The organism is Streptomyces sp. NPDC015532 (assembly GCF_043078065.1).
Taxonomy (GTDB): Bacteria; Actinomycetota; Actinomycetes; order Streptomycetales; family Streptomycetaceae; genus Streptomyces.
The window spans coordinates 78,874-98,845 of record NZ_JBIBSY010000011.1 but is presented as its reverse complement, the minus strand read 5'-3'; the positions used below and the strand labels follow the sequence as shown (position 1 = coordinate 98,845).

Below are 19,972 nucleotides of genomic sequence, written 5' to 3'. Positions count from 1 at the left end.
GAGCCGACTCCGGCCGGCAACGGCCAGGGTCGGCCGCCGCCGGCCTGGTCTGCCCATCCGGCACTCCGCCGATCAACGCGACCGACACCCCCGGGAGGAACCGTGTTCCCCGATCTCACCGAATCTGATGGCGGTGCGTTCTGCCGCTCCGCCGTCCCGCGCCCGGTCGCGAGGTGTGCCGGATGAGCTCGACGAAGCCGCTGCCCGCGGCCCTGAAGCGTTGGGCGGAACAGCGGATCGGCCCCGTCGTGTCCGTCCGCGACGCCTCGCACAGCTGGGACCGCTCCCGGGTGTGGGATCTGGAGGGCGAACGCGGGGTGCACCACTACCTGAAGGTCTCGCCCTCGGTGAAGTTCTTCACCCGGGAGAGCCGGGCCTACCGTCACATCGTCCCCGCACTCGGACACACCCGGGCGCCCCACCTCGTCGACAGCCGCGCCCAGGACCTGGCCCTGCTGCTCACCGCGGTTCCCGGCGCCCCGGCGAAGGAACTCGGTTTGGGCGCCGCCGGGTGGCGGACCGTGCACCAACAGGCCGGGGCGCTCTGCGCCCGGCTCCACGAGGCCGGGCCACTCGACCGCGGCGACCAGGTGGAGGCCGAAGCCTCTTTGTCCGCCGCCGCTGACGGAGCGGAGAAGTACCTGGCTCGCGCCGGGGACCGGCTCAACCAGGACGAGCAGCAGCTGATCCGGGACCACGCCGCACGCCTTCGCCACGTCGGCCCGGTACCCGTCGGCTACATCCACGGCGACAACCAGCTCCGGAACTGGCTGTGGTCCACGAGCGGGCTCGCCCTCATCGACTTCGAACGGTCCCGGCCGGCCGCGCGCGTACAGGACCTCGTCATCCTCGCCACCACCCAGTGGGCCGACCATCCGGACCGCGAGAAGGCGTTCCTCCTGTCCTACGGGCGGGAGCTGTCCGACACCGAGCGGCACGCGCTCCGCTGCCTGACCGCGCTGGACGCGGTCAACTGCCTTGCCTGGGGCCCGGACAACGGCGACGCCGAGGTCACCGCCCGCGGTCGGCGGACCCTGGACAGGCTCATGAAGGAGGACCGGTCGTGAGCGCCGTACACCGGAGCATCGGGAACGTCATGGTCCTGCTTCAGCGTCCTGGCGACGGCCGGATCCTGACCGTCCGGCACCAGGCGACGTCGTGGCACTCCCCCGGGATGCTCACGGTCGTCGGAGGACGCCTTGAGGACGGCGAGTTCCTCGACGAGGGAGCGGTGCGCGAGCTCGCCGAGGAAGTCGGCATCCACATCAGCCCGGACCGCCTGCGGTTCTGCCAACTGCTCCACTTCCACGCGGCGGACGGTGAGCGGGTGATCGGCGCCGCCTTCACGGTGCGGGAGTGGGAGGGCACCCCGTACAACCGCGAGCCGGGCACGCACACCGAGCTGGTGTGGGTCGACCCGACCGCACCGCCCCCCGACTGCCACCCCTTCACCCACGCGGTCCTCACCCACTTCTCCACCGGCCGGCTCTACGCCAACGTGATCGCCCCGGAACTGCTGGGCGGTGAGGCCGGGTGACGACCTCCACCCAGACGGCCAAGGCCGCGACGGTCACCTCCCCGGATCTGCGCCACTTGGTCGCCAGCGAGTGCGCGAGCCTGTCCGGATCCGCGGTTAGCACCGTCGCCCTCCCCACCCTGGCCGTGCTGGAACTCCACGCCTCCACAACCCAGATCGCCGCGCTCGCCTTCCTCGGCCAACTCCCGAATGCCGTCGTGGCGCTCGCGGCCGGCGCGCTCTCGGACCGCTACGCCAAGCGCCCCCAGATGATCGCCGCGGACCTCACCGCCGCCGCGGGCCTCGCGACCATCCCGGCCGCCGCCTTCGCCGGAGTGCTCGGCATCGGCCAGCTGTACGCGGTCGCCGTCATCCTGGGCATCACCAAGATCGTGCACGACGCGGCCGCCATCAGCTACCTGCCCGTCCTCGTCGAACCTCATCTGCTGCAGCGCGCGAACTCCCGGCTCGGCGCGGCCTCGTCGGTGGCCGACAGCGCGGGCAGCAACGCGGGCGCCGCGCTGGTCGGCGCCGCCGGCGCCGTCCGCTCGCTCCTCGCCGACGTTCTCTCCTACCTTGTCTCCGCGCTGCTGGTGTGGCGCATCCGCACCCCCGAGCCGGTCGCCGCGCCATCCAGCGGCCGCCGCAGCCTCGCGCGGGACATCGGGGAAGGCCTGCGCTACGTGGCCGGGCAGCCCACGATCCGCACGGTGATCGCGGCCCTGTCCACGCTCAGCTTCGGCCTGGCGGTCATGAACACGTACTGGGCGTACTACCTCCTCGCCGGCCTGCACGTGTCCCCGACGGCGTTCGGTCTGATCATGGGGGTCGGCGGCGCGGGCAGCCTGGCCGGGGCGCTCCTCGCCCCGCGCATCGCCTCCCGGATCGGCATCGGACCGACGATCATCCTCGGGTTCGCGGTCAGCCCGCTGGCCCAGATCCCTCTCCTGCTCGCCGGACCCGGACTCCGTTGGCAGATCGCGCTCGCCGGGACGCTGGCCGTTCAGCTGTTCTGGGCCACAGCCTCCGGGACGAGCCAGAGGTCTCTCCGGCAGATCCTGTGCGAGCCCCGCTTCCAGGGCCGCATGCAGGCCGCGAGCACCACGGTGACCGCGGGAGCCCGGCCCCTGGCCGCCGCGGCCGCTGGCGCCCTGGTCCTCTTCCTCGGCGTCCGCGGCACCCTCACCGTCGGGGCGGTCCTCCAGGTCGTCCCCGTGATCCTCCTGCTCGTCTCCCCTGTCCGCGCCCTGCGGGACATGCCCGTCCCGCCCGGGCGTACCGCCGTGCCGCCCGCCCGTGAAGGAGCCTCATGACGACGACCGCGACCGCCGCCTACTGGGAACCGCTCTGGGCAGGCGGTCGTCGCTACCGGCAACTCGACGGCCCCGAGAACCGGCTGATGTATGAACACCTCGGCCCCGGCCGCGGACGGCCGGCCCTCGACATCGGCTGCGGCGACGGCGCCCTGGCCCGCCATCTTCACCACGAGCTCGGATACCGCACCACTGGCATCGACATCTCCCCCAGCGCCGTCGCACTCGCCGCCGCCCACGACGAAGGCCCCGCCCTCGGTCCGGCGTGGCGGTGCGTCGACATCACCACCAGCGACCTCACAGCACTGCCGGAGCCCGCATACGCGGTCATCACCTGCCGCCTGGTCTACCGGTGGATGGAGGACAAGACGGCCTTCCTCAACCGCGTCCGCCACCTCCTTGTCCCCGGCGGGACGTTCTGGGTGGTCGCCGAGATCGCCGGACGCCGCGAGGACACCGACCCTCTCCGAGGTCTCGGGATCAGCCCGGCCGAGGTCGAAACCCTCACCTCCGGCTGGTCCGCCGTCCAGGCCGCCGACCTTGACGTGCTCCGCTGCTACGCCCTGCACCCCTGACCCCACTCTTGCCGATGGAGGACTCGGTGACCACCGAGACGGACACCCACGAAATCTGGAACACCTACGGCACCCACCAGCTCACCAGAGGACTTCAGCTGCCCGAACTGGACCGGTGGGACTGGGGAATCCCGGAGACCGGCCCCGACATCAACGCCCTCGGTGAGGTGGCGGGACTCCGTCTCCTCGACCTCGGCAGCGGCCTCGGCCGGCACGCCGCGAACCTGGCCGCCCTGGGTGCCAAGGTCACCGCCGTCGACGCCTCACCCGCCCAGCACCAGCGCGCCCTCACCCGCTACCCGGACCACCCCGGTCTGCACCTGGTGTGCGCCGACGCAGTGGACCACCTGCGCACTGCCGACCCGTACGACCTGATCTACTCCGTCGGCTCCGTGCCGTATCTGGACCCAGGCCGGCTGCTGCCCGCCCTGGCCAACGGCCTCAAACCGGGCGGACGCCTGGTCTTCTCCGCGCTGCACACCAACTCGGACGGCGCCGGGCCCTCGAACGAGGTGACCCCGCGCCCCGAGATCCTGCGGCTGCCCGGCACGACCCAGGACCACCCCGTGAACATGTGGGTCCTCAGCGTGCAGCTCTGGGAAGACCTCCTGGTCCAGCACGGCCTCACCCTGGACTCGGTCACAGCGATCGACTCTGCGACAACGGACAACGCGGTCTCCTACCGGCTGTACACGGCCCGCCGTCCGGAACGCGTGCCGAGCCGTCCCCGCACCAACGCACCTCCCCCGCCGAACACCGCGCTCGGCGTCGGTGTGATCGTGCACGGCCCGGACGGCATCCTGCTCGGCCGACACCGGCGCCGTACCTGGGAGCTCGCCGGCGGGACCGTCGAACCGGGCGAGACGTTCGCCGAGGCAGCCGTCCGCGAGCTCCGCGAGGAAGCCGGCCTCGTGGCCGAGCCCGACGACGTACAGGTGCTGGGCACGCTCCTGGACCGGGTGGGCGACGTCGTACGGCTGACGGTGCCCGTCCTGGTTACCCGCTGGTCCGGCATTCCCCAGCAACGAGAGGAGGCCATCGGGTCCTGGCGGTTCTGGCCCCTTGCCGCGCTGCCCCATCCGCTGTTCGTTCCCAGCGCCCAGTGCCTGACCGCCTGGGACGCCGCCCTCCCCCTCGATCACCCGCCCGCCCACTTCCAGCCGTACGCCTTCCCCGGCCGGTAGCCCAGCACCGACCACCTCCCGCGACCGCGCTCGACAGAAAGGGCCTTGCCCGTGCCACCGTCCTCTTTCGCGCCCCGGCGTTCCCTGCTGGGCGTCTTCGGCCATCCGGACGACGAGTCCCTCCTGGCCGGCGGCGTCCTCGCGCAGCATGCCGCCGCCGGTGCCGCGACCGCCGTGGTCACCGCGACCTGGGCGCCCGACAGTCACCGGGCAGGTGAACTCGCCGCCGCCCTGGACATCCTGGGGGCGGGCAGACCGCGAATGCTGGGATTCGCCGATGCCCGCATCCCCGACTCCGCGCCCGGCCGGCCCCGGCTCTGCGACGCCCCGCTGGAGCAGGTGGCGGGGCTGATCGTCGAACACATCCGCGCCGTACGGCCACAGGTCGTCGTCACCCACGACGCCTACGGCCAGTTGACCGGCCACCCGGACCACCTCCGCACCCACCAGGCGGCGCTGCTGGCGTTCCACGCCGCGGGCCTGGAACACCTCTACCCGCAGGCCGGGGCTCCGTGGCAGCCCGATGCGCTGTACGCCGCGACGCACCCGGATTCGGGGGTGGGCGAACTGGGTGCGCTGTTGACGCGGGTCGGCAAGAAGGTGCTCAGCGTGCCGGACGAGCACGTCACCGAGACGGTCGACGTGAGCGACTGCACGGACCGGAAGCTGGCCGCGATCCTGGCGCACCGCAGCGAAGCGGCGCGGGAGCGGCCCCTTCCCGGGATCCTGTCCCGCCTTCCCGCAGCAGAGCGGGAGTCGATCATCGCGACGGAGCACTTCACCCTCCTTGGCAGGAGGCCGGCGCCGGACGGAACGGACCTCCGGCTATCGCGGTGAGCTGCTGCCGAGGGCCTTGGTCATGGCCCGGTTGACTCGGGCGTCGCGTCCGGCGACGTAGGAGGGGCAGGGCAGGTAACCGGCCCGATGGTAGAGAGCGAGGGCGGCGGTGTTGCGCCGTCCGGTCTCCAGCATGATCCGCGTCGCGCCGCGGCTGGCAGCATGCCGTTCGAGACGTTGGAGGAGGTACCGGCCGATTCCGTAGCCGCGAGCTTCACCGGAGACGTACATGCGTTTGATCTCTGCAGTGTGCTCATCGAGGAGGCGTACGCCTCCGCACCCGACCGCCTCGTCGCCGACGTGGGCGATGAGGAACAGGCCGGCGGGCGGGTCGAAGTCCGCCTCGGGGGTGGCGTCCGGGTCGTCGGCGAAGCCGTACAACGTGTGCTGTTCTGCGCGGAGGGCCTGGGTCAGGCGCCGGGCGTCCGGGTGGTCGTAGGGCGCGGCGGTCACGGTGGGCGTCAGGCGTATCGCGGCCGAGGCGTCGGAGGCGGTGGGCACGAAGGTCATGAAGCCGATAGTGCCCTGTCGACGGCAGTGAGCGCACGGGCGCCGTCCGGCGCGCGCATACGGGCGCCTGCTGAACGGCGGATCCGGCGCAGGAGGTTGCGGCAGCGGATGGACTGCACATCGGGTACCCGGTCGGCGAGTTGCAGGAGGGTGGCTGCGGTGGCGTCGGGGTCGCGGGCGAGGAGGTGGGCGTGCGCGAGGTGGATGCCGTGCAGGAGGGCGGAGCGGGGGAATCCGCTGGTGGGGCCGTGGTCGGTGAGGGGGGACAGGAGCGTGGTCGCCTCGGCGAGCAGGCGCCTGGTGTGGGCGGGGTTGGTGGCGGCGAGTTCGACGAGGGCGTGGCCGGCCTCGGCGGAGACCTGTTCGGGGGTGAAGTAGTACAAGGAGGGCGGGTCGTCGTCGCGGCGGTGTTCCAGGAGGGTCCGGCAGCGGTCCGTGGCGTCCCGGAAGGCGCTGATGTCGCCGGCCGCGGCGTGGGCGGTGGCCATGCGGCCCCAGGCACGGGCGCGGACGACGGCGCTGCTGCGGGCGGTGTGGTCGACGGCGGCTTCTGCGTAGCGCAGGGCAGCGGCGGGCTTGCCGGTCGCGGCGTGCTGGTAGGCCAGCATGCCTAAGACGTTGGCAACCGTGGTGGTGTCGCCGGCGGCTCTGGCGAGGCGGATCGCGAGGAGCTGGTAGCGCTGAGCGGCCGCGTTGAGGTCGGCGTCGAAGGCCATCCACCCGCTGAGCTGGGCCATGCCGCTGGCGGTGGCCAGGAGGCGGGTGCCGACGTCGGTGGTGTAGCTGCTGCTGCGGACCAGGTCGAGGACGCCGGCGAGTTCGATGCGCACGTACCGCTGGGACAGGGCTCCGCCTCCGGCCGTGTCGTCCAGCCGCCGCAGGCGGCCGAGGTGGCCTTCGAGGACGTCGACAAACGCGGGCAGGACCTGCTCCAGGGTGCCCGGTGCAGCGGTGCGCAGCGGGCTCTGCCGGATGGCGTCCCAGACGGCGCTCAGGAGCTGGCTGTCGCCTGCCGGGTGGAGGATGGCCTGCTCTTGCGGGTCGGTAGCGGTCCACGCGGTGGCGGTGGCCAGGACGTCGGCGACCGAGCGGCGGCCGACGAGGTCGTCGGTGGCGGTCTTCTCGGCCGTCGCGCCGCCCGCAGCGGGCTCTCCCCAGAGGTCCGCGGCGTTGAAAGGTTCGCCGGTGGCCTCGGTGAGGACGGTGGCCGCGAGCCGGCGCACGGTCGCGGAGCGGGGCCTGGTGCCGTTGAGCCAGGCCCGGCCGGCAGTCAGGTGCAAGGTGGGCTGGCCAGCGGCTTCCAGGCGGGGGTTGAGGGCCCGGACGAGATCACGGGGTGTCCACCGGGCTGCCCTGAGGGCGGCGGCCAGGGCCTGGTTCAAGGGGGGCGCGGACGCCGACCCGGCGTCCGCCGACGTCGCGTCGCGGAGGGTCATCACGCCCGGACGCTACGTCAGATCTCCTGCGTGGGGCGCGAATTCTCGGCTTTTCTCGCTCTCGCCGCGAAATTCTCAACGTTCTCTCCGGTCCCCCCTGCCGCAGCCTCTTCGGGCGCGGTGTGCTGGTGAGCCCGCCGCCGGCCGACCGCGCCGACGGCTTGGCCGGCCACCATCTGGGCCGTCGCCGCCACCTGTCACGACGCGTACGGCCGCCTACCGGCGGCCGGTGCGCGGGAGTTGGAGGACGCCATGCCGCACCGTTTCGAGCCGGGTCCGCAGCGCGAGCGGATCGCGGTGGCGCTCGCGGACTACGTTCGCGCGGGAGGGGCGCTGTCGGTGGCGGACGGCTCCGGCGTGATCGGGGAGCTGGAGCAGCGGATCGAGAAGGTCCTGGGCCTGCCGGATCCGCTGTCGTTCTCCTCGGGCACCGCCGGGCTGCACGCGGCCTACCTCGCGCTGGACATGCCGCCCGGCTCGGAGGTGATCGGGCCGGTCACCACGTTCCACGCCTCGCTGAGCCCGGCGCTGCACGCCGGGCTCAACGCGGTACTCGTCGACGTCGAGGCGGACACCGGGAACCTGTGCCCGGCGGCGCTGGAGGCGGCGATCACCCCGCTGACCCGGTGCGTGACGGTGACGCACTACCTGGGGCATCCCGCCGCGATGGAGGAGATCACCCGGATCTGCCGCGAACGGGATCTGCACCTGATCGAGGACATCAGCCACGCCTACCTGTCGACGCTGCACGGGCAGCGGGTGGGGACGTTCGGCGACATCTGCGTCGGCAGCATGCAGGACAGGAAGTCCTGGCCCGCCGGTGAGGGCGGCCTGTTCAGCGCCGCGCGCCCGCAGTGGCGCGAGCGGGCGCTGCTGGCCGGCCACTACCGCGGCCGCGCCCTGCTGCTGAAGGACCCGGAGCTGGCGGCGTTCGGGGAGACCGGGCTGGGGCTGAAGATGCGGATGCACCCGCTGGCCGCGGTGGTGGGCCTGGCCAACGCCGCGGACCTGGTGGAACGCCTGGCGGCCCGCCGCGCGCTGCTGGAGCGGCTGAGCCGGGGCCTTGAGGGCCTGGCGGGGGTGCGGCCGCCGGTGGTGCGGCCCGGCGCCGGCATGGGCGGCTGGTTCTCCTACCGGCCGCAGATCCAGCCCGGCGAGCTGAAGCCGGGGGTGGACGTCGACGCCTACCTGCGGCGGCTGAAGGACGCCGGGGTTCCGGCGCACTACCCGTCGGTCGGCTCGCTGTCCGGCATGCCGCTGTTCACGCGTCCGGTCCCGCTGCACGCGGCATCCGGCACCTGGCGGCCGCGGCGGTGCGGGCCCTTCCGCGGCGAGAGCGCCTACAACGCGGGCCGGATCAGCGTGAGCGTCACCGACCAGGACACCGAGGAGACGATCGACACCTACGCCGCCGCCTTCGCCGAGGCGTCGCAGGCCCTGGCCCGGCCGGTGGCGTCATGACCGCCCGGGCCGCCGTCCCCACCGTCCCCGCCGAGCCCGGCCGGGCGGGCCTGGTGCTGCCGGCGCGACGGCGGCTGTTCGGCTGGTCGAGGGAGATGGCCGGGCAGCGCCGGAAGCTGGAGCGCTGCTGGACGGCGGCGCTCCAGGCCGGCGACGCGATCAGCCCGCCGCCGGGCGTCGCGGCGGCGCAGCATCTGGCGGACGGCGGCGGGTTCCGCCTTCCTGCCGCCCGGGAGGACCAACTCCCGGCAGCGGCACGCGTGTTCTTCGACGACCGGGTGGTACGCGGGGGCTGGGTGTATCTGCGGGGCTTCGGCTACTACGCGGCCGACGCGCAGATGTACCTGCCCGGCCGCGCTCCCGCGCCCGGCCCGAGGTTCGCCGCCGTCCAGCAACGGTGGCCCCGGTACGCGGAGTTCGCCCGCCCGCTGGCGGAGCCCGCGGCGGAGGAACCGGCCGGGTGGTACGCGTGGCTTGCGTGGCTGGCGTTCCTGGAATCGGCGGTACAGGACGTGTGCACCGCGCGGTGGAGCGCCGCAGTCCTCGGCCACGACAAGGCGGCCGGGGTGCTGGACGAGGTCCTTCAGGGGCTCGGCGTGCTGCTGGCCGAGGCGGCCTGGAACCGGTGGCAGCCGCAGGGTTACCCGGCCGGTCCGTGCGATCGGGCCACCTGGGCGGAGCGGGCCGCCGTGTTGAGCTCCGATGCCCGGATCCCGGAGGTCCTGCGCGGGCTGGCGCGGGCGCTTCAGGGGCCGGAGGTCGCGGCGGACGCGGTGCGCGCCGTGCGCGAAGGCGACGTGCTGTGGCAGATCGCCGCGGTCGCCCACACCCGCTGGCCGGCGCTGGCCGCGGCGCACCCGGATGCGCCGGTGCTGCTGGTCAGCGAGGCGTTCGGCGCGATGGCCGCGGGCCCGGTGCTCGCCGGGATGCTGCCGGCCGGCCAGCGCGGCCGGGTCCGCCTCGCGCTCGCCCGCGGTTCGGTCCACGAGGAGGAGATGGCCCGGGTCTCGGGCACCGCGTGGCGCACCGGGCGCCTGGAGGCCGGCGGGCAGGTGGTGGTGCACCTGGACGACAGCGTGTTCACCGGCCGCACCCACGCCGGACTGCGCCGGGCCCTGACCGGCGTCCCGGCCGCGGTGTACCTGGTGCCGCTGACGCTGGACGTGGGCACGCCCTTCAACCACCCCGAGGAGATCACCGCGCTCGGCCGCGGGGTCGGCGAGCACCTGGCCGGCCTGGAAACTGCCGTGCGCGCCGTGGGCGGGGCGCTGCCGCCCGCGCCGAGCCTGTGGGCGCGCCGCAAGGCCCCCACCCTGCCCCTCGGCGCCGGCGGCGGTCCGGCGGACCGGCGGGAGGAGGCGTTCGCGCGGGTGGCGGGCGGCTCGGACCGACTGCTGGCGCTGCTGTGGGACCGCTACGCCCCGGAGGTCCGCCATGCCTGACCGGCCGAACCCGCGCACCTCGGCCGAAGTGCCGGTAGAGGACCTGGTGTTCACCGCGGCGGCCGGCCGCCGGACCCGCATGGTGTCCTGGCTGGCCTACCAGCAGATGGCCGCCGACGTGGCCGGGCAGATCCGCCGCGCCCACCCCGGTGCGGTGACGCTGGTGGGCATCTTGCAGGGCGGGTGGATCACCGCCCAGTCCCTGGCCGATCTCCTGCCCGGCTCGACGGTGCTGGCCGCCGCCGCCCGCCGCCGCGGCGCGCGCACCGACGGTCTGGAGCTGCTCGCCGCGGCCGACGGGCTCCTTGCCCCCGGTACTCCCCTGCCGGGGCAGCCGCTGATCGTGGTGGACGAGGTCGTCGACTCCGGTCGAACCGCCCGATTCTTCCTCGACCACCTCGCCCCGTACGAACCGCAGTTGGCGTGCCTGGCGGCCTCGGACACCGCGGACCCAGCGCCGCACTTCACTGCCTGGTCCATGTCCGACCTGCCCTCGCTGGTCCTGCCCTGGCGGGTCCTGCGCGACGCCGACCAGACCGCCGGGTGCCTGCTGGCCGCCGGCCCCCTGACCACCGCCCAGCTCGACGAGAGGCTGCGTGACCTCGGCCATGACATCGACCCCGACCTCCTTGAGTCCCACCTCGACCATCTCGCCGCTCGTGACCGGCTCCACCACGACGGGACCCTCTGGCGCCTTCCCGGCGGGCCGGACGCTCCCTGATCCCGCGACCGTCAGCGGCATCGAGCGGGTGGCCGCGTTCTACGACGCGGACCCCGAGCGGGAGTGGCAGCGCACCCGCTCCGGCCCCTACCACCGGCTGGAGACGGAGGTCATCCACCAGCAGGTCCTGGCCGGGCTGCGCCCGGGAAGCCGCATCCTCGACATCGGCTCGGGCCCGGGCGTCCACGCCCTTCAACTGGCCCGCCGCGGGCACATGGTCGCCCTGTCCGACCTGTCCGCGAACAGCCTGGACAGCGCCCGCGCCCGCTTCCGCCAGGCCGGTCTGGAAGGGCACCTGCTGGGCACGCAGCACGGCCCGGCGCAGCACCTGACGCCGCCGCCGGGCCAGTTCGACGCGGTGCTGATGTTCGGCCCCCTCTACCACCTGCTCGACGACGCGGACGCCGTCGAGGCGGTGCGCCGCGCCGCGACCGCGCTGGCGCCGGGTGGCCGGCTCCACGCGATCTTCCTGACCCGCACCTCGGTCCTGCGGGACCTGCTCAAGCGCGGCCGGTTCACGGAGATGACCGCCCTGACCGGCGGCGGATACCTCGACCACGGCCGCTACGAGCCGCTGCCTTCGGTGTCGGCCGACGACTACATGCCGCCCACCCGCACCCACCGCCTCACCGAGGCCGAGGACCTGCTGGCCGCGGCCGGACTGGAGGTCACCGACCGGTACTCGCTGGAGGGCGTCGCAGCGTGGATGCGCCCCTACGTCGACCAGTCCGCCGCCGACCAGGCGGCGTTCACCGCGCTGAGCCGCGCGGTGCGGGAGACCACCCAGGTGCGCGAACTCCTCGAAGCGGGCGATCACTTCCTGCTGTCCGCCGCACCGGCCGGACTCCCGCGCCCGCGCCCCCGGTCCCGCACCGGGGCGGGACGGGCGGACCTCGTCGGGCGCCACCGCGGCGTGCTGGCCGGCGCCGACGGCCGCATCACCTTCGCCCCGGCCCTCATCCGCCACCGCGGCCGCCGCCTGCTGGCCGTGACCACCGGGCCGGCAGACGCCCGTACCTACATCCCCCGGCAGTTGCCCGGCCGCGCCCCCGAGCCGTGGTATACCGGCGGTCGCAACCGCATCGTCCTCACCGCCCTGCCCGAGCCCGGCGGCGAACCGGTGTCCCTGGACGGTGCCCGGCCGCTGCCGGTCCCGGACGGCTGCGAGGACGTCACCGGCGTGAGCCTGGTCGTCCACCAGGAGGTGCTGCACGCCTACTTCAGCGCGCGGCCCGACGGCGGGGCCTGGTCGATCTACCGCACCGTCAGCCGCGACGGCGGAACCACCTGGGCCGCCCCCCGCCTCGCCCTCGCCCCCGCCGCCGAGGACGGGGCGACCGACGGCGAGCACGTGCTGCTGCCGGCCGTGCTGCACCGCGGCGGCGCCTGGTGGATGTGGTATGCCGGACGCGACGGCCACCACCGGCGCATCCACCTGGCCACCTCCACCGACGGCCTCACCTGGCAGTGCCACGGCGTCGTCGTCACCACCGGCCCGGCTGGCGCCCCGGACGCGTACGCCGCCGACTGCCCCGCCGTCGCCCCCGCCCCGAACGGCGGCCTGCTGATGGTCTACGGCGCCGGCACCTCCCGCTCGTTGGCGGCCGCGCACTCCCGCGACGGCCTGACCTGGCGGCCGCTGGGCGCCGTCCTGCACCGCGGCGGCCCTGGCAGCCCGGACTCCCGCTACGCCTTCTACCCCGCGCTGCTGCCCGAGGGAGGCGGCCGGATCCGGCTGCTGTACGCGGGCGAGGACGAGCAGGCGCGCTGGACGGTGCTGGACGCCGGGCTGCTGGACGCCGGGCTGCTGGCCGAGCGTCCCGCTCCGCTGCCGCTGACCGACGAAATCGCGGCCGCCGTCGACCGCGTCCGCGACGAGGTCCCCGCCCCGTATTGGGAGATCCCGGAGGACTGCCACGCCCCCGCGCCCGCCTACGCCTCCACCGACGGGACACTTAACCAGCTGCGGCCGAGCAGCACGCCGGTGTTCGCCGCCCGTACGACTGCGGGCACGGTGGTGGTCAAGCCCGGTCGTGGCCGGGCCTTCGCCGAGCGGGAGCACGCCGGTCTGCAGGCTCTGGCGCGGCATCTGCCCGTGCCTGCCACCGCGCTGCACTACCGGGGCGAGGACGCGACGCTGGTCTCCCAGGCCGTGGACGGTGTCCCCCTGCGGGACCTGGCCGCCACCGACCCGGGACGGTTCCTGTCGGTCCTGGGCGAGGTGGCCGCCCGGCTGGTCCACGGCGCCACCGCGACGCTGACCCCCCGCCGGGAGGACGACGTCGACCACTCGCTCCAAACGCCCGCGGTGCTGTCCGGCTGGGTGGAGGACCTCGCCCGCCGGCTGCGGCCCTGGGCCGACCACACCCTTCACCTCAACGGCAGACCCACGCAGCTCAGTTGCCGCTCGCTCATCCACCTCGCGCGCCGCTCCCTCACCCCGGCCGCCCCGGGCGGCTGGCTGGTCCACGCCACCGGCGACCTCCACCTGGGCAACGTCCTCGTCCACCCGACCGAGCGGCGCTGGTGGGTGATCGACGCTGAGTTCGCCGGCATGCACGACCTCGACCAGACGCTGGCCAAGCTGGCCGGCTCCTGCCTGAAGCACACCGGCCTGCTCGCCGACGCCGCGGTCCGCGAACACCGCGGCGTCCTGGAGGTCACCTGCCCGCTGGCCGAGCCGTTGGGGGGACAGCTCCTCGGCACGACCTGGCTGCTGGACCGGTTCGACGGCCTGCCCCTGGACCGGGCCCGGATCCTCGGCCTGCTCGTGCCGGACCTGTTCTTCCGCCTCACCCGCGACGAGAACGCCCCCGCCGCCGCCGAGGGCCTGGCTGCCCTCGCGCTGGCCGCTCGGATGACCGGCCACGGAGCAGCCCAGTGACCCCCACCCCCCACCAGCCGCTCGTGCCGCCGATGCCCGCGGTCACCGCCGTCCTGTTCGACATCGACAACACCCTGATCCCCACCCGCGTGATCTGGCAGCGCGCCCTGGACGCCGTCGCCGCCCGCCTCGCCGGCGCCCACCCCGGTGTGAGCGCGGCCGTCATCGCCTCCACCTACGTGAGCACGTCCGACCGGCTGTGGGGCGACTACGACCGCGCCCTGGCTCCGCTCGGCTCGCACACCGCCGCCCGCCGCCACGTCTGGGAAACCGCCCTGCGCGAAGCGGGGATCGTACTGGACGAGCGGCAACTGGCTGCCCACGTGGACGACTTCGCCCACCGGCAGATGCGCGCGATCCGCACCGTTCCCGCCATCGTCGACGCCTTCCGGCGTCTCGCGGCGGTCTACCAGCTCGGCGTCGTCACCAACGGCGACGCCGACCAGCAGCACGCCAAGCTCGAACAGGCCGGCCTAGAGCGGTACTTCGAGACCGTGGTGTGCGCGCTGGGCAACGGCCACCGCAAGCCGCATTCCGCGCCGTTCCACCGGGCCTGCGAGGACCTGGCCGTCCGGCCCGAGGAGTGCCTGTACGTCGGCGACGAGTGGACCGCCGACATCGTCGGCGCCCGCGCCGCCGGACTGCACCCGGTCTGGATCACCCCCACCGGGCAACCCCCGCCCGGATCGCCGCCGACCACCCGCTTCACCAGCCTCGCCTCCTGCCTGAGAGCGCTGTGCGACCACGCCGCGCGCCGGCCGATCCGCGAAACGGAGCCCACGTGACCACCACGGCTACCACTCTCCCGCCCCCGCCCCGGGCGAACACGGCCCACCCCGCCTCGCCCGTCTCCGGGAGCGCCGTCGCCTGCGATCTGCTGGGCCTGGTCCGCATTCCCGCCGCCGAGCTGCACCTCGCGGCCAACGCCGGCCTGGACCCCGCCCTGCTGGACACCTTCCTCCCGGCCGCCCGCGGGCCCCGGCCCGCGGCGGGCGCGCGCACCATCCGGCTCAGCCGGGGCCCGGCCTACTACCAGCCCCGTACGGCGCTGCCGTCCTGGGCGGCGCTGGGCGAAGCCCTCGGCCGCCTGGACCACCGGGCGCCGGGGCAGGCCCCGGCACTGCGGCACGCGCTGCTCGACAACCTCCACAACCTCGCCGCCGCCGGCGCCTACACCCTGTGGCACGGCCTCACCGACCGCCCCAGCCTCACCGACGATCCGCGCCCGGCCGCGCTGGAACGCCTGCTGGAGACCGCCACCTCCACCGCTGCCGCGCTTCACGGCCACCGCGCCGCCGGCCCGTTCGCCCCGCATCCCGGCGACCTCGCACTGCTGCAGGCCCACGAGGCGGGCTGGCGGACGTTCCGGGAGCTCGACAGCCCGGTCAAGATCGGCAACGAGCTGCGCTTCCTCGCCGAGCACGTACTGGCACCCCGGCCCGATATCACCGCCGTCCTCGCCCCGCTGTACGGGTCGCTGTCCCTCGCGCTGGCCGCCCGGACCGTCCTTCCCGCCCTGCTCGGCCGGCCGGTCGACGTGCACCTGGTCCGCCTTGGGTTCCACGACCAGGGCAACGTCGCCTACCTCGGCGCCGGCGGCACCGTCCGCCACCGCGCCACAGCCCCCCGCGCCTACCGCGACTGCCTGACCGCCGCGGCCCGGGATGCGACCGTGCTGGTCATCGACGACAACGTGGGCTACGGCGACACGCTGCGCGCCAGCCGCCAGCTGGTCGAGCAGCTCGGCGGTCGGGCCGTCACCCGCAGCGTCGAATCCGCTTGGACCCTCTACCACCGCTCCGGCCGGCACGACATCGCTGACGCCGCCGACCTGCCGAGCCTGCGCCCCAACCTGCACCACAGCATCCAGACCCGCCTGACCGGACACCTGCTGCGCGGCGACACGGGCGCCTACCTGAGCGACGGAGCCCACCGTACGGCGGGCACGCTGCACCGGCAGATGGCCGCCAGCTTCGACCTCGCGGTGAGCACCGGCACCTGGACCACCGCCCAACTGGCCGCCATGCGGGCCGAACTCGCCCACGCCGCCTCCTGGAACGAACCGCCCGTGCCCCGCCCGGCCGCGCTCGCCGCCGCCTGAACCCGGAGGCGCCCACATGCCCACCACCCCCACCCCGGGGACCGCTGCGGCCACCCTGCCCACTGCCGCTCACGCCGGGCCGCCTGGCCCGTGGCGGGTGAACGTCGACGTCCGCCACGGCACGGTCACCTCCCTCCCCGGCCTGCCGCCGGGACGGCTGCTCGCCGACCTCCTCGACGATGACGTGCCCACTGCCGTCATCGACCTCGACCGCTCCACCGGCACCAGCACCAGCACCGCGCTGCTGGAGACGGCCGTGCGCCACCACCCCGGCCGGCTGTGGGCCGGCGGCCGCCTGGCCCCGCGCGACCCGGCCGTCCGCCGCCTCCTGGACGCGGGCGCCGCCGGTGTCCTGCTCGGCTCTACCGGCCTGCTCCCCGACGGACGCCTCGACCCGCACGCCTGGCCGGACTTCACCACCCTCGCGGACGCCGGACAACTGATGCTGTCCCTCGACGCCGTGGACGGGCGGATCGTCACCGACGGCTTCACCCGCACCACCAACGTGGCGCTCACCGACGCCCTGGACGCCCTCCTCGACGCCACCGGCGGCACCCAGCCCGTCCTGATCACCGACGCCCGCGCGGCAACCCACCGCACCCCGCCCCCCTGGCAGGTCCTCGACCGCCTCGCGGGCCGCCACCCGCATGCCTCCCTGTGGTACGCCGGCGGCCTGTCCGGGTGGGCCGACCTGACGCGCCTGTGGCATGCCGGCTGGGGTGCCGTCGTCGGCCGCGCCTACCTCACCGCTCCCCGCGGTCTGCCCGACGCCGAAGGCCGCCTTCACCGTACCCCGCCTACGGAGAACCGGACATGACCCAGCCCGCCCCCGCGCCCGCCCCGACGCCCGACGGTGATCCGTGGTGGATCAGCAACTACCGCGGCACCGGCTACCTGGAGCGCTACGGCAGCCACGACGGCGCCACCACCCGACGTGACGTCGCCTTCCTCGCCGCCCGCCTCGCCCTGCAGACCGATCACACGATCCTCGACCTGTGCTGCGCTTTCGCCCGGCACACGGCCGAGCTGACCCGCCGCGGCTACACCCACACCACCGGCGTCGACCTGTCCCAGGACCTCCTCGACCACGCCGCCGCCACCGCCGCGGCGGACGGCGAGCGGATCAACCTGTTGCACGCGGACGTCCGCGGCCTTCCCCTGGACGACGGCTGCGCCGACAGCGTGCTGCTCCTGTTCAACTCCTTCGGCTTCCTCGACACCACCGACGAGGACCTCGGCGTTCTCCGTGAAGCCTTCCGTGTCCTGCGCCCCGGCGGCCGCATGGCCATGGACCACTTCACCCCGCACCCCGACACCACCGGCATGGGAACCCGCACCGTCCGCGGCGATCACGCCGAAACCACCCAGCAGGTCACCTGGGACCCCGCCACGCGCAGACTAAACCGGCACACCACCACCGCCTACGACGACGGCACCACCGACACCAGCCACAGCTCGGTCCGCCTCTACACCCCCGCCGAGCTGACCGAGCTGCTGCACTCGGCCGGCTTCGTCGTCGACGAGCAGTTCGGCGGCTACGACGCCCGCCCCCTCACCGCCGACAGCAGCCGCCACCTGGTGACCGCGCACCGCCCCTGACCCGCCGTACGCCCGGGACGGCCGTGCGACCCCGGAAACAAAGCCGGGCCCGACCGCGTTCAGCGGCCGGGCCCGGCGTCGTTTCCGGGAGAGAGCGTGCTCAGACCAGGCGGACCGGGAGCCCGTACCGCTTGGCGAGCTCGGCCTTGATCTCCCCGACCGGGACGGTGCGCTCCATGCGCGGCGAGTACAGCAGCGAGCTGACGATCGCCGCTGACGCGCCCGCTTCGGTGAACGCCGCCGCCGCGTGCTCGGCTGAACCGGCACCGCCGGAGGCGATCACCGGCAGGTTGACCGCCTCGGCGATCCGGCGGGTGATCTCCAGGTCGTAGCCCTCGTGCGTGCCGTCCTGGTCGATGGAGTTGACGCAGATCTCCCCCGCGCCGAGCTCCTCGCCACGGCGCGCCCACACGATGGCGTCCATGCCGGTGGCCTGCCGGGCCCCGTCGATGAACACCTCGTACCCGCTGGGAATCTCGGCCGTGACCGGGACGCGCTTGACCTGCATGGACTGCACGATGCACTGGCGGCCGAACTCGGCCGACCCCTCGGTGATGATCGAGGGATTGCGCACCGCCATCGAGTCCAGACTGATCTTCTCCGCGCCGGCGGCAAGCACCGCGTGCATGTCCTCCAGCGACCGGATCCCGCCGCCCACCGTCAGCGGCACGAACACCGTCTCGGCGACCTTGCGGATCGTGGCCAGGTCCGCCTGGCGGCGCTGCGCGCTGGCGAGGATGTCGTAGAAGATGATCTCGTCAATGCCGTCCGCGTACACCGACGCAGCGACCTCGGCGGCGTCGCCGACGTCGATGTTGTCCTCGAAGCGACGGGCCTTGGTGACCCGACCGTCGATGATGTCGAAGCAGGCGATCAGCCGGGTGGTCAGCCCGGTCGCGACGTTCAGGCCGGGCACAGCTCCTCCTGCGGGGTCTTGGCGAACCGCTCGAGGAGATCCAGCCCCAGCGGGCCGGACTTCTCGGTGTGGAACTGCGTGGCCATGATGTTGCCGCGTGCGACGGCAGAGGTGAACGGCAGGCCGTACTCCGTTGTGGCCGCGATGTCCCCCGCATCCGAGGGGTCGGCGTAGTAGCTGTTCACGAAGTAGAAGTGACCCGCTTCCGGCAGGCCGGCCAGGAAGGGATGCGTCGAGGTGCGGTGTACCTGGTTCCAGCCCATCTGCGGCACCCGCACGTCGGCGCCGTTGAAGGCCCGTACGGTCCCGGGCAGCCAGCCCAGGCATGTCGCGTCCTGTTCCTCGCTGGTCTCGAAGAGGACCTGCAGGCCCACGCAGATGCCCAGGAACGGGGTGCTGCCTTCGATAACCCGGGCGTGAAGCGCCTCGGGCCATCCGGCTTCGGACAGGTAGGTCATCGTCGTCCCGGCTGATCCGACACCAGGAAGGATGATCCGGTCGATGCCGTCGAGTTGCGCGGGCGAGGTGAGCAGACGGTTCGGCACACCGAGGAAGTTCAGCGCGTGGACCACGCTCTGGCTGTTTCCGGTGCGGTAGTCGATCACGCCGACCACGGGTCGGTCGTCCTGCATGAACGCCTCAATCTAAGGGCCGCCGAAGGCGCCCCGGTTGAAGTAGCTGGCCGCCGTCACATAGACGGCAAAGGTCACTGTGAGTCTATCGGCGGCCACTAGCCGATGCGGCTTGTTCCGCCCCGGCTCTGCGAGTCAGGGCAAAGAACTGCCTTCTTCCCCAAGCCACCCCGGATCTCCTGCGCTTCAGCCAACGGAGCTGCTCTGGATGTCCGGCACCTGCGGCAGCCAGCGCACGGAGCTGTCACGAAAGGACTGGTTGACGGGGACGAGATCGTCACCGGTGGTGTCGTCCAGGGCCGGAACGACGATGCCAATCTCCGGGATGTCGCTGTCGATCGCCGCGAGACGGCTTCCGCAGTTGGGGCAGAAGCCGCGCTGGGCCTCGCCCTCGAACGTCTCGAACCAGGTCGGCTCGATCCCGTTGGTCCAGCTGACATCCTCGGGGGCGAAGCCGGCCCACCACATCATCGGGCCGCCGCCGAGCTTCTGGCAGTGCGGACAACTGCATGTGTGGGGATAGACCGCCAGTCCTCTGACGATGAAGCGGATCTTTCCGCACAGACAGCCGCCGGAGCGCTCCTGGGCTGCTGCGACGAGGTCGGGGGTGGCGTTCATCTGTTCATCTCCACGACAGATTGGGGAAGTTGAGCCCGCCAGTGTGCCACCCTCCTCTTGAACCTGTGGTTGCTGCCGAGAGCTTGCGGCGAGGTCCGCGCGCAAGCGCTCGCCCACTTCCCGGCCGCCCTATACCTGGGTCACCAGCTGCCCACCCCTAAATTCCGCAGGGGGCCAGCACGGCAGCACCGCCAAAGCGCCGGGATGGGAGTCCGCCGACGAATGGT

Annotated in this window: 19 protein-coding genes; 14 read left to right on the top strand and 5 right to left on the bottom strand. The window is 73.5% G+C overall.

The window, feature by feature from the left end; translation table 11 throughout:
* Window positions 1-182 precede the first annotated feature (182 nt).
* From ACF07B_RS28625 to ACF07B_RS28600, 6 genes are read left to right on the top strand one after another with little or no spacing between them, the layout of a single operon-like run.
* Window positions 183-1,067 (top strand): phosphotransferase, encoded by an 885-nt coding sequence (locus ACF07B_RS28625; protein ID WP_392181068.1) that lies wholly within the window; start codon window positions 183-185, stop codon window positions 1,065-1,067.
* Window positions 1,064-1,537, top strand: coding sequence for an NUDIX domain-containing protein (locus ACF07B_RS28620; RefSeq protein ID WP_229877991.1), 474 nt, complete (start codon window positions 1,064-1,066; stop codon window positions 1,535-1,537). Before ACF07B_RS28625 ends, ACF07B_RS28620 begins: the two co-directional genes overlap by 4 nt.
* Window positions 1,534-2,829 carry an MFS transporter gene (locus tag ACF07B_RS28615; protein ID WP_392181067.1) on the top strand — a complete coding sequence of 432 codons (1,296 nt, stop codon included), beginning with the start codon at window positions 1,534-1,536 and terminating at the stop codon, window positions 2,827-2,829. The genes ACF07B_RS28620 and ACF07B_RS28615 overlap by 4 nt, the downstream gene beginning before the upstream one ends.
* A complete protein-coding gene (locus ACF07B_RS28610; RefSeq protein WP_392181066.1) occupies window positions 2,826-3,404 on the top strand; it encodes a class I SAM-dependent methyltransferase in 579 nt (192 codons plus the stop codon). The genes ACF07B_RS28615 and ACF07B_RS28610 overlap by 4 nt, the downstream gene beginning before the upstream one ends.
* A 26-nt stretch (window positions 3,405-3,430) precedes the next feature.
* Window positions 3,431-4,588 carry an NUDIX domain-containing protein gene (locus ACF07B_RS28605; RefSeq protein WP_392181065.1) on the top strand — a complete coding sequence of 386 codons (1,158 nt, stop codon included), beginning with the start codon at window positions 3,431-3,433 and terminating at the stop codon, window positions 4,586-4,588.
* A gap of 51 nt (window positions 4,589-4,639) precedes the next feature.
* Complete coding sequence (locus tag ACF07B_RS28600) at window positions 4,640-5,425, top strand: PIG-L deacetylase family protein (RefSeq protein ID WP_392181064.1); 786 nt, start codon at window positions 4,640-4,642, stop codon at window positions 5,423-5,425.
* On the opposite strand, the gene ACF07B_RS28595 is transcribed toward ACF07B_RS28600, so the two are convergent.
* Window positions 5,414-5,935, bottom strand: a complete 522-nt coding sequence (locus tag ACF07B_RS28595; RefSeq protein ID WP_392181063.1) for a GNAT family N-acetyltransferase — start codon at window positions 5,933-5,935, stop codon at window positions 5,414-5,416. The genes ACF07B_RS28600 and ACF07B_RS28595 overlap by 12 nt on opposite strands.
* Complete coding sequence (locus tag ACF07B_RS28590) at window positions 5,932-7,371, bottom strand: hypothetical protein (RefSeq protein WP_392181215.1); 1,440 nt, start codon at window positions 7,369-7,371, stop codon at window positions 5,932-5,934. The genes ACF07B_RS28595 and ACF07B_RS28590 overlap by 4 nt, the downstream gene beginning before the upstream one ends.
* Before the next feature lie 252 nt (window positions 7,372-7,623).
* Between ACF07B_RS28590 and ACF07B_RS28585 the strand changes: the two genes are divergently transcribed.
* From ACF07B_RS28585 to ACF07B_RS28550, 8 genes are read left to right on the top strand one after another with little or no spacing between them, the layout of a single operon-like run.
* The gene (locus tag ACF07B_RS28585) at window positions 7,624-8,832 is read left to right on the top strand and encodes a DegT/DnrJ/EryC1/StrS family aminotransferase (RefSeq protein ID WP_392181062.1); all 1,209 of its coding nucleotides are present in this window, start codon (window positions 7,624-7,626) and stop codon (window positions 8,830-8,832) included.
* The gene (locus ACF07B_RS28580; protein ID WP_392181061.1) at window positions 8,829-10,274 is read left to right on the top strand and encodes a hypothetical protein; all 1,446 of its coding nucleotides are present in this window, start codon (window positions 8,829-8,831) and stop codon (window positions 10,272-10,274) included. Before ACF07B_RS28585 ends, ACF07B_RS28580 begins: the two co-directional genes overlap by 4 nt.
* Window positions 10,267-10,995, top strand: a complete 729-nt coding sequence (locus ACF07B_RS28575; RefSeq protein ID WP_392181060.1) for a phosphoribosyltransferase family protein — start codon at window positions 10,267-10,269, stop codon at window positions 10,993-10,995. Before ACF07B_RS28580 ends, ACF07B_RS28575 begins: the two co-directional genes overlap by 8 nt.
* Window positions 10,934-13,879, top strand: a complete 2,946-nt coding sequence (locus ACF07B_RS28570; RefSeq protein ID WP_392181059.1) for a methyltransferase domain-containing protein — start codon at window positions 10,934-10,936, stop codon at window positions 13,877-13,879. The genes ACF07B_RS28575 and ACF07B_RS28570 overlap by 62 nt, the downstream gene beginning before the upstream one ends.
* On the top strand, window positions 13,876-14,664 hold the full coding sequence (locus ACF07B_RS28565) for an HAD family hydrolase (RefSeq protein WP_392181058.1): 789 nt from the start codon (window positions 13,876-13,878) through the stop codon (window positions 14,662-14,664). The genes ACF07B_RS28570 and ACF07B_RS28565 overlap by 4 nt, the downstream gene beginning before the upstream one ends.
* Window positions 14,661-15,980, top strand: coding sequence for a hypothetical protein (locus ACF07B_RS28560; protein ID WP_392181057.1), 1,320 nt, complete (start codon window positions 14,661-14,663; stop codon window positions 15,978-15,980). Before ACF07B_RS28565 ends, ACF07B_RS28560 begins: the two co-directional genes overlap by 4 nt.
* Window positions 15,981-15,996: 16 nt before the next feature.
* Window positions 15,997-16,797 carry a HisA/HisF-related TIM barrel protein gene (locus ACF07B_RS28555; RefSeq protein ID WP_392181056.1) on the top strand — a complete coding sequence of 267 codons (801 nt, stop codon included), beginning with the start codon at window positions 15,997-15,999 and terminating at the stop codon, window positions 16,795-16,797.
* Window positions 16,794-17,579 (top strand): class I SAM-dependent methyltransferase, encoded by a 786-nt coding sequence (locus tag ACF07B_RS28550; protein ID WP_392181055.1) that lies wholly within the window; start codon window positions 16,794-16,796, stop codon window positions 17,577-17,579. The genes ACF07B_RS28555 and ACF07B_RS28550 overlap by 4 nt, the downstream gene beginning before the upstream one ends.
* 100 nt (window positions 17,580-17,679) lie before the next feature.
* Here the strand turns inward: ACF07B_RS28550 and hisF are convergent, their stop codons facing one another.
* From hisF to ACF07B_RS28535, 3 genes are all read right to left on the bottom strand, one after another.
* Window positions 17,680-18,495: an imidazole glycerol phosphate synthase subunit HisF gene (gene hisF / locus ACF07B_RS28545; RefSeq protein WP_392181054.1), complete on the bottom strand. Its 816-nt coding sequence runs from the start codon at window positions 18,493-18,495 to the stop codon at window positions 17,680-17,682.
* Window positions 18,483-19,127: an imidazole glycerol phosphate synthase subunit HisH gene (hisH, locus tag ACF07B_RS28540; RefSeq protein WP_392181053.1), complete on the bottom strand. Its 645-nt coding sequence runs from the start codon at window positions 19,125-19,127 to the stop codon at window positions 18,483-18,485. Before hisH ends, hisF begins: the two co-directional genes overlap by 13 nt.
* Window positions 19,128-19,313: 186 nt before the next feature.
* Entirely contained in the window at window positions 19,314-19,745 is a 432-nt protein-coding gene (locus tag ACF07B_RS28535) for a GFA family protein (protein WP_392181052.1), read from the bottom strand.
* Between the last annotated feature and the right edge of the window lie 227 nt (window positions 19,746-19,972).

Excerpts from the sequence above, each read along its gene's own strand:
- ACF07B_RS28625 (WP_392181068.1), top strand. The coding sequence starts at position 183 with ATGAGCTCGACGAAGCCGCTGCCCGCGGCCCTGAAGCGTTGGGCGGAA.
- ACF07B_RS28535 (WP_392181052.1), bottom strand. The coding sequence starts at position 19,745 with ATGAACGCCACCCCCGACCTCGTCGCAGCAGCCCAGGAGCGCTCCGGC.
- ACF07B_RS28585 (WP_392181062.1), top strand. The coding sequence starts at position 7,624 with ATGCCGCACCGTTTCGAGCCGGGTCCGCAGCGCGAGCGGATCGCGGTG.
- ACF07B_RS28580 (WP_392181061.1), top strand. The coding sequence starts at position 8,829 with ATGACCGCCCGGGCCGCCGTCCCCACCGTCCCCGCCGAGCCCGGCCGG.
- ACF07B_RS28550 (WP_392181055.1), top strand. The coding sequence starts at position 16,794 with ATGACCCAGCCCGCCCCCGCGCCCGCCCCGACGCCCGACGGTGATCCG.
- ACF07B_RS28610 (WP_392181066.1), top strand. The coding sequence starts at position 2,826 with ATGACGACGACCGCGACCGCCGCCTACTGGGAACCGCTCTGGGCAGGC.
- ACF07B_RS28595 (WP_392181063.1), bottom strand. The coding sequence starts at position 5,935 with ATGACCTTCGTGCCCACCGCCTCCGACGCCTCGGCCGCGATACGCCTG.
- hisH (WP_392181053.1), bottom strand. The coding sequence starts at position 19,127 with ATGCAGGACGACCGACCCGTGGTCGGCGTGATCGACTACCGCACCGGA.
- ACF07B_RS28590 (WP_392181215.1), bottom strand. The coding sequence starts at position 7,371 with ATGACCCTCCGCGACGCGACGTCGGCGGACGCCGGGTCGGCGTCCGCG.
- ACF07B_RS28575 (WP_392181060.1), top strand. The coding sequence starts at position 10,267 with ATGCCTGACCGGCCGAACCCGCGCACCTCGGCCGAAGTGCCGGTAGAG.
- ACF07B_RS28555 (WP_392181056.1), top strand. The coding sequence starts at position 15,997 with ATGCCCACCACCCCCACCCCGGGGACCGCTGCGGCCACCCTGCCCACT.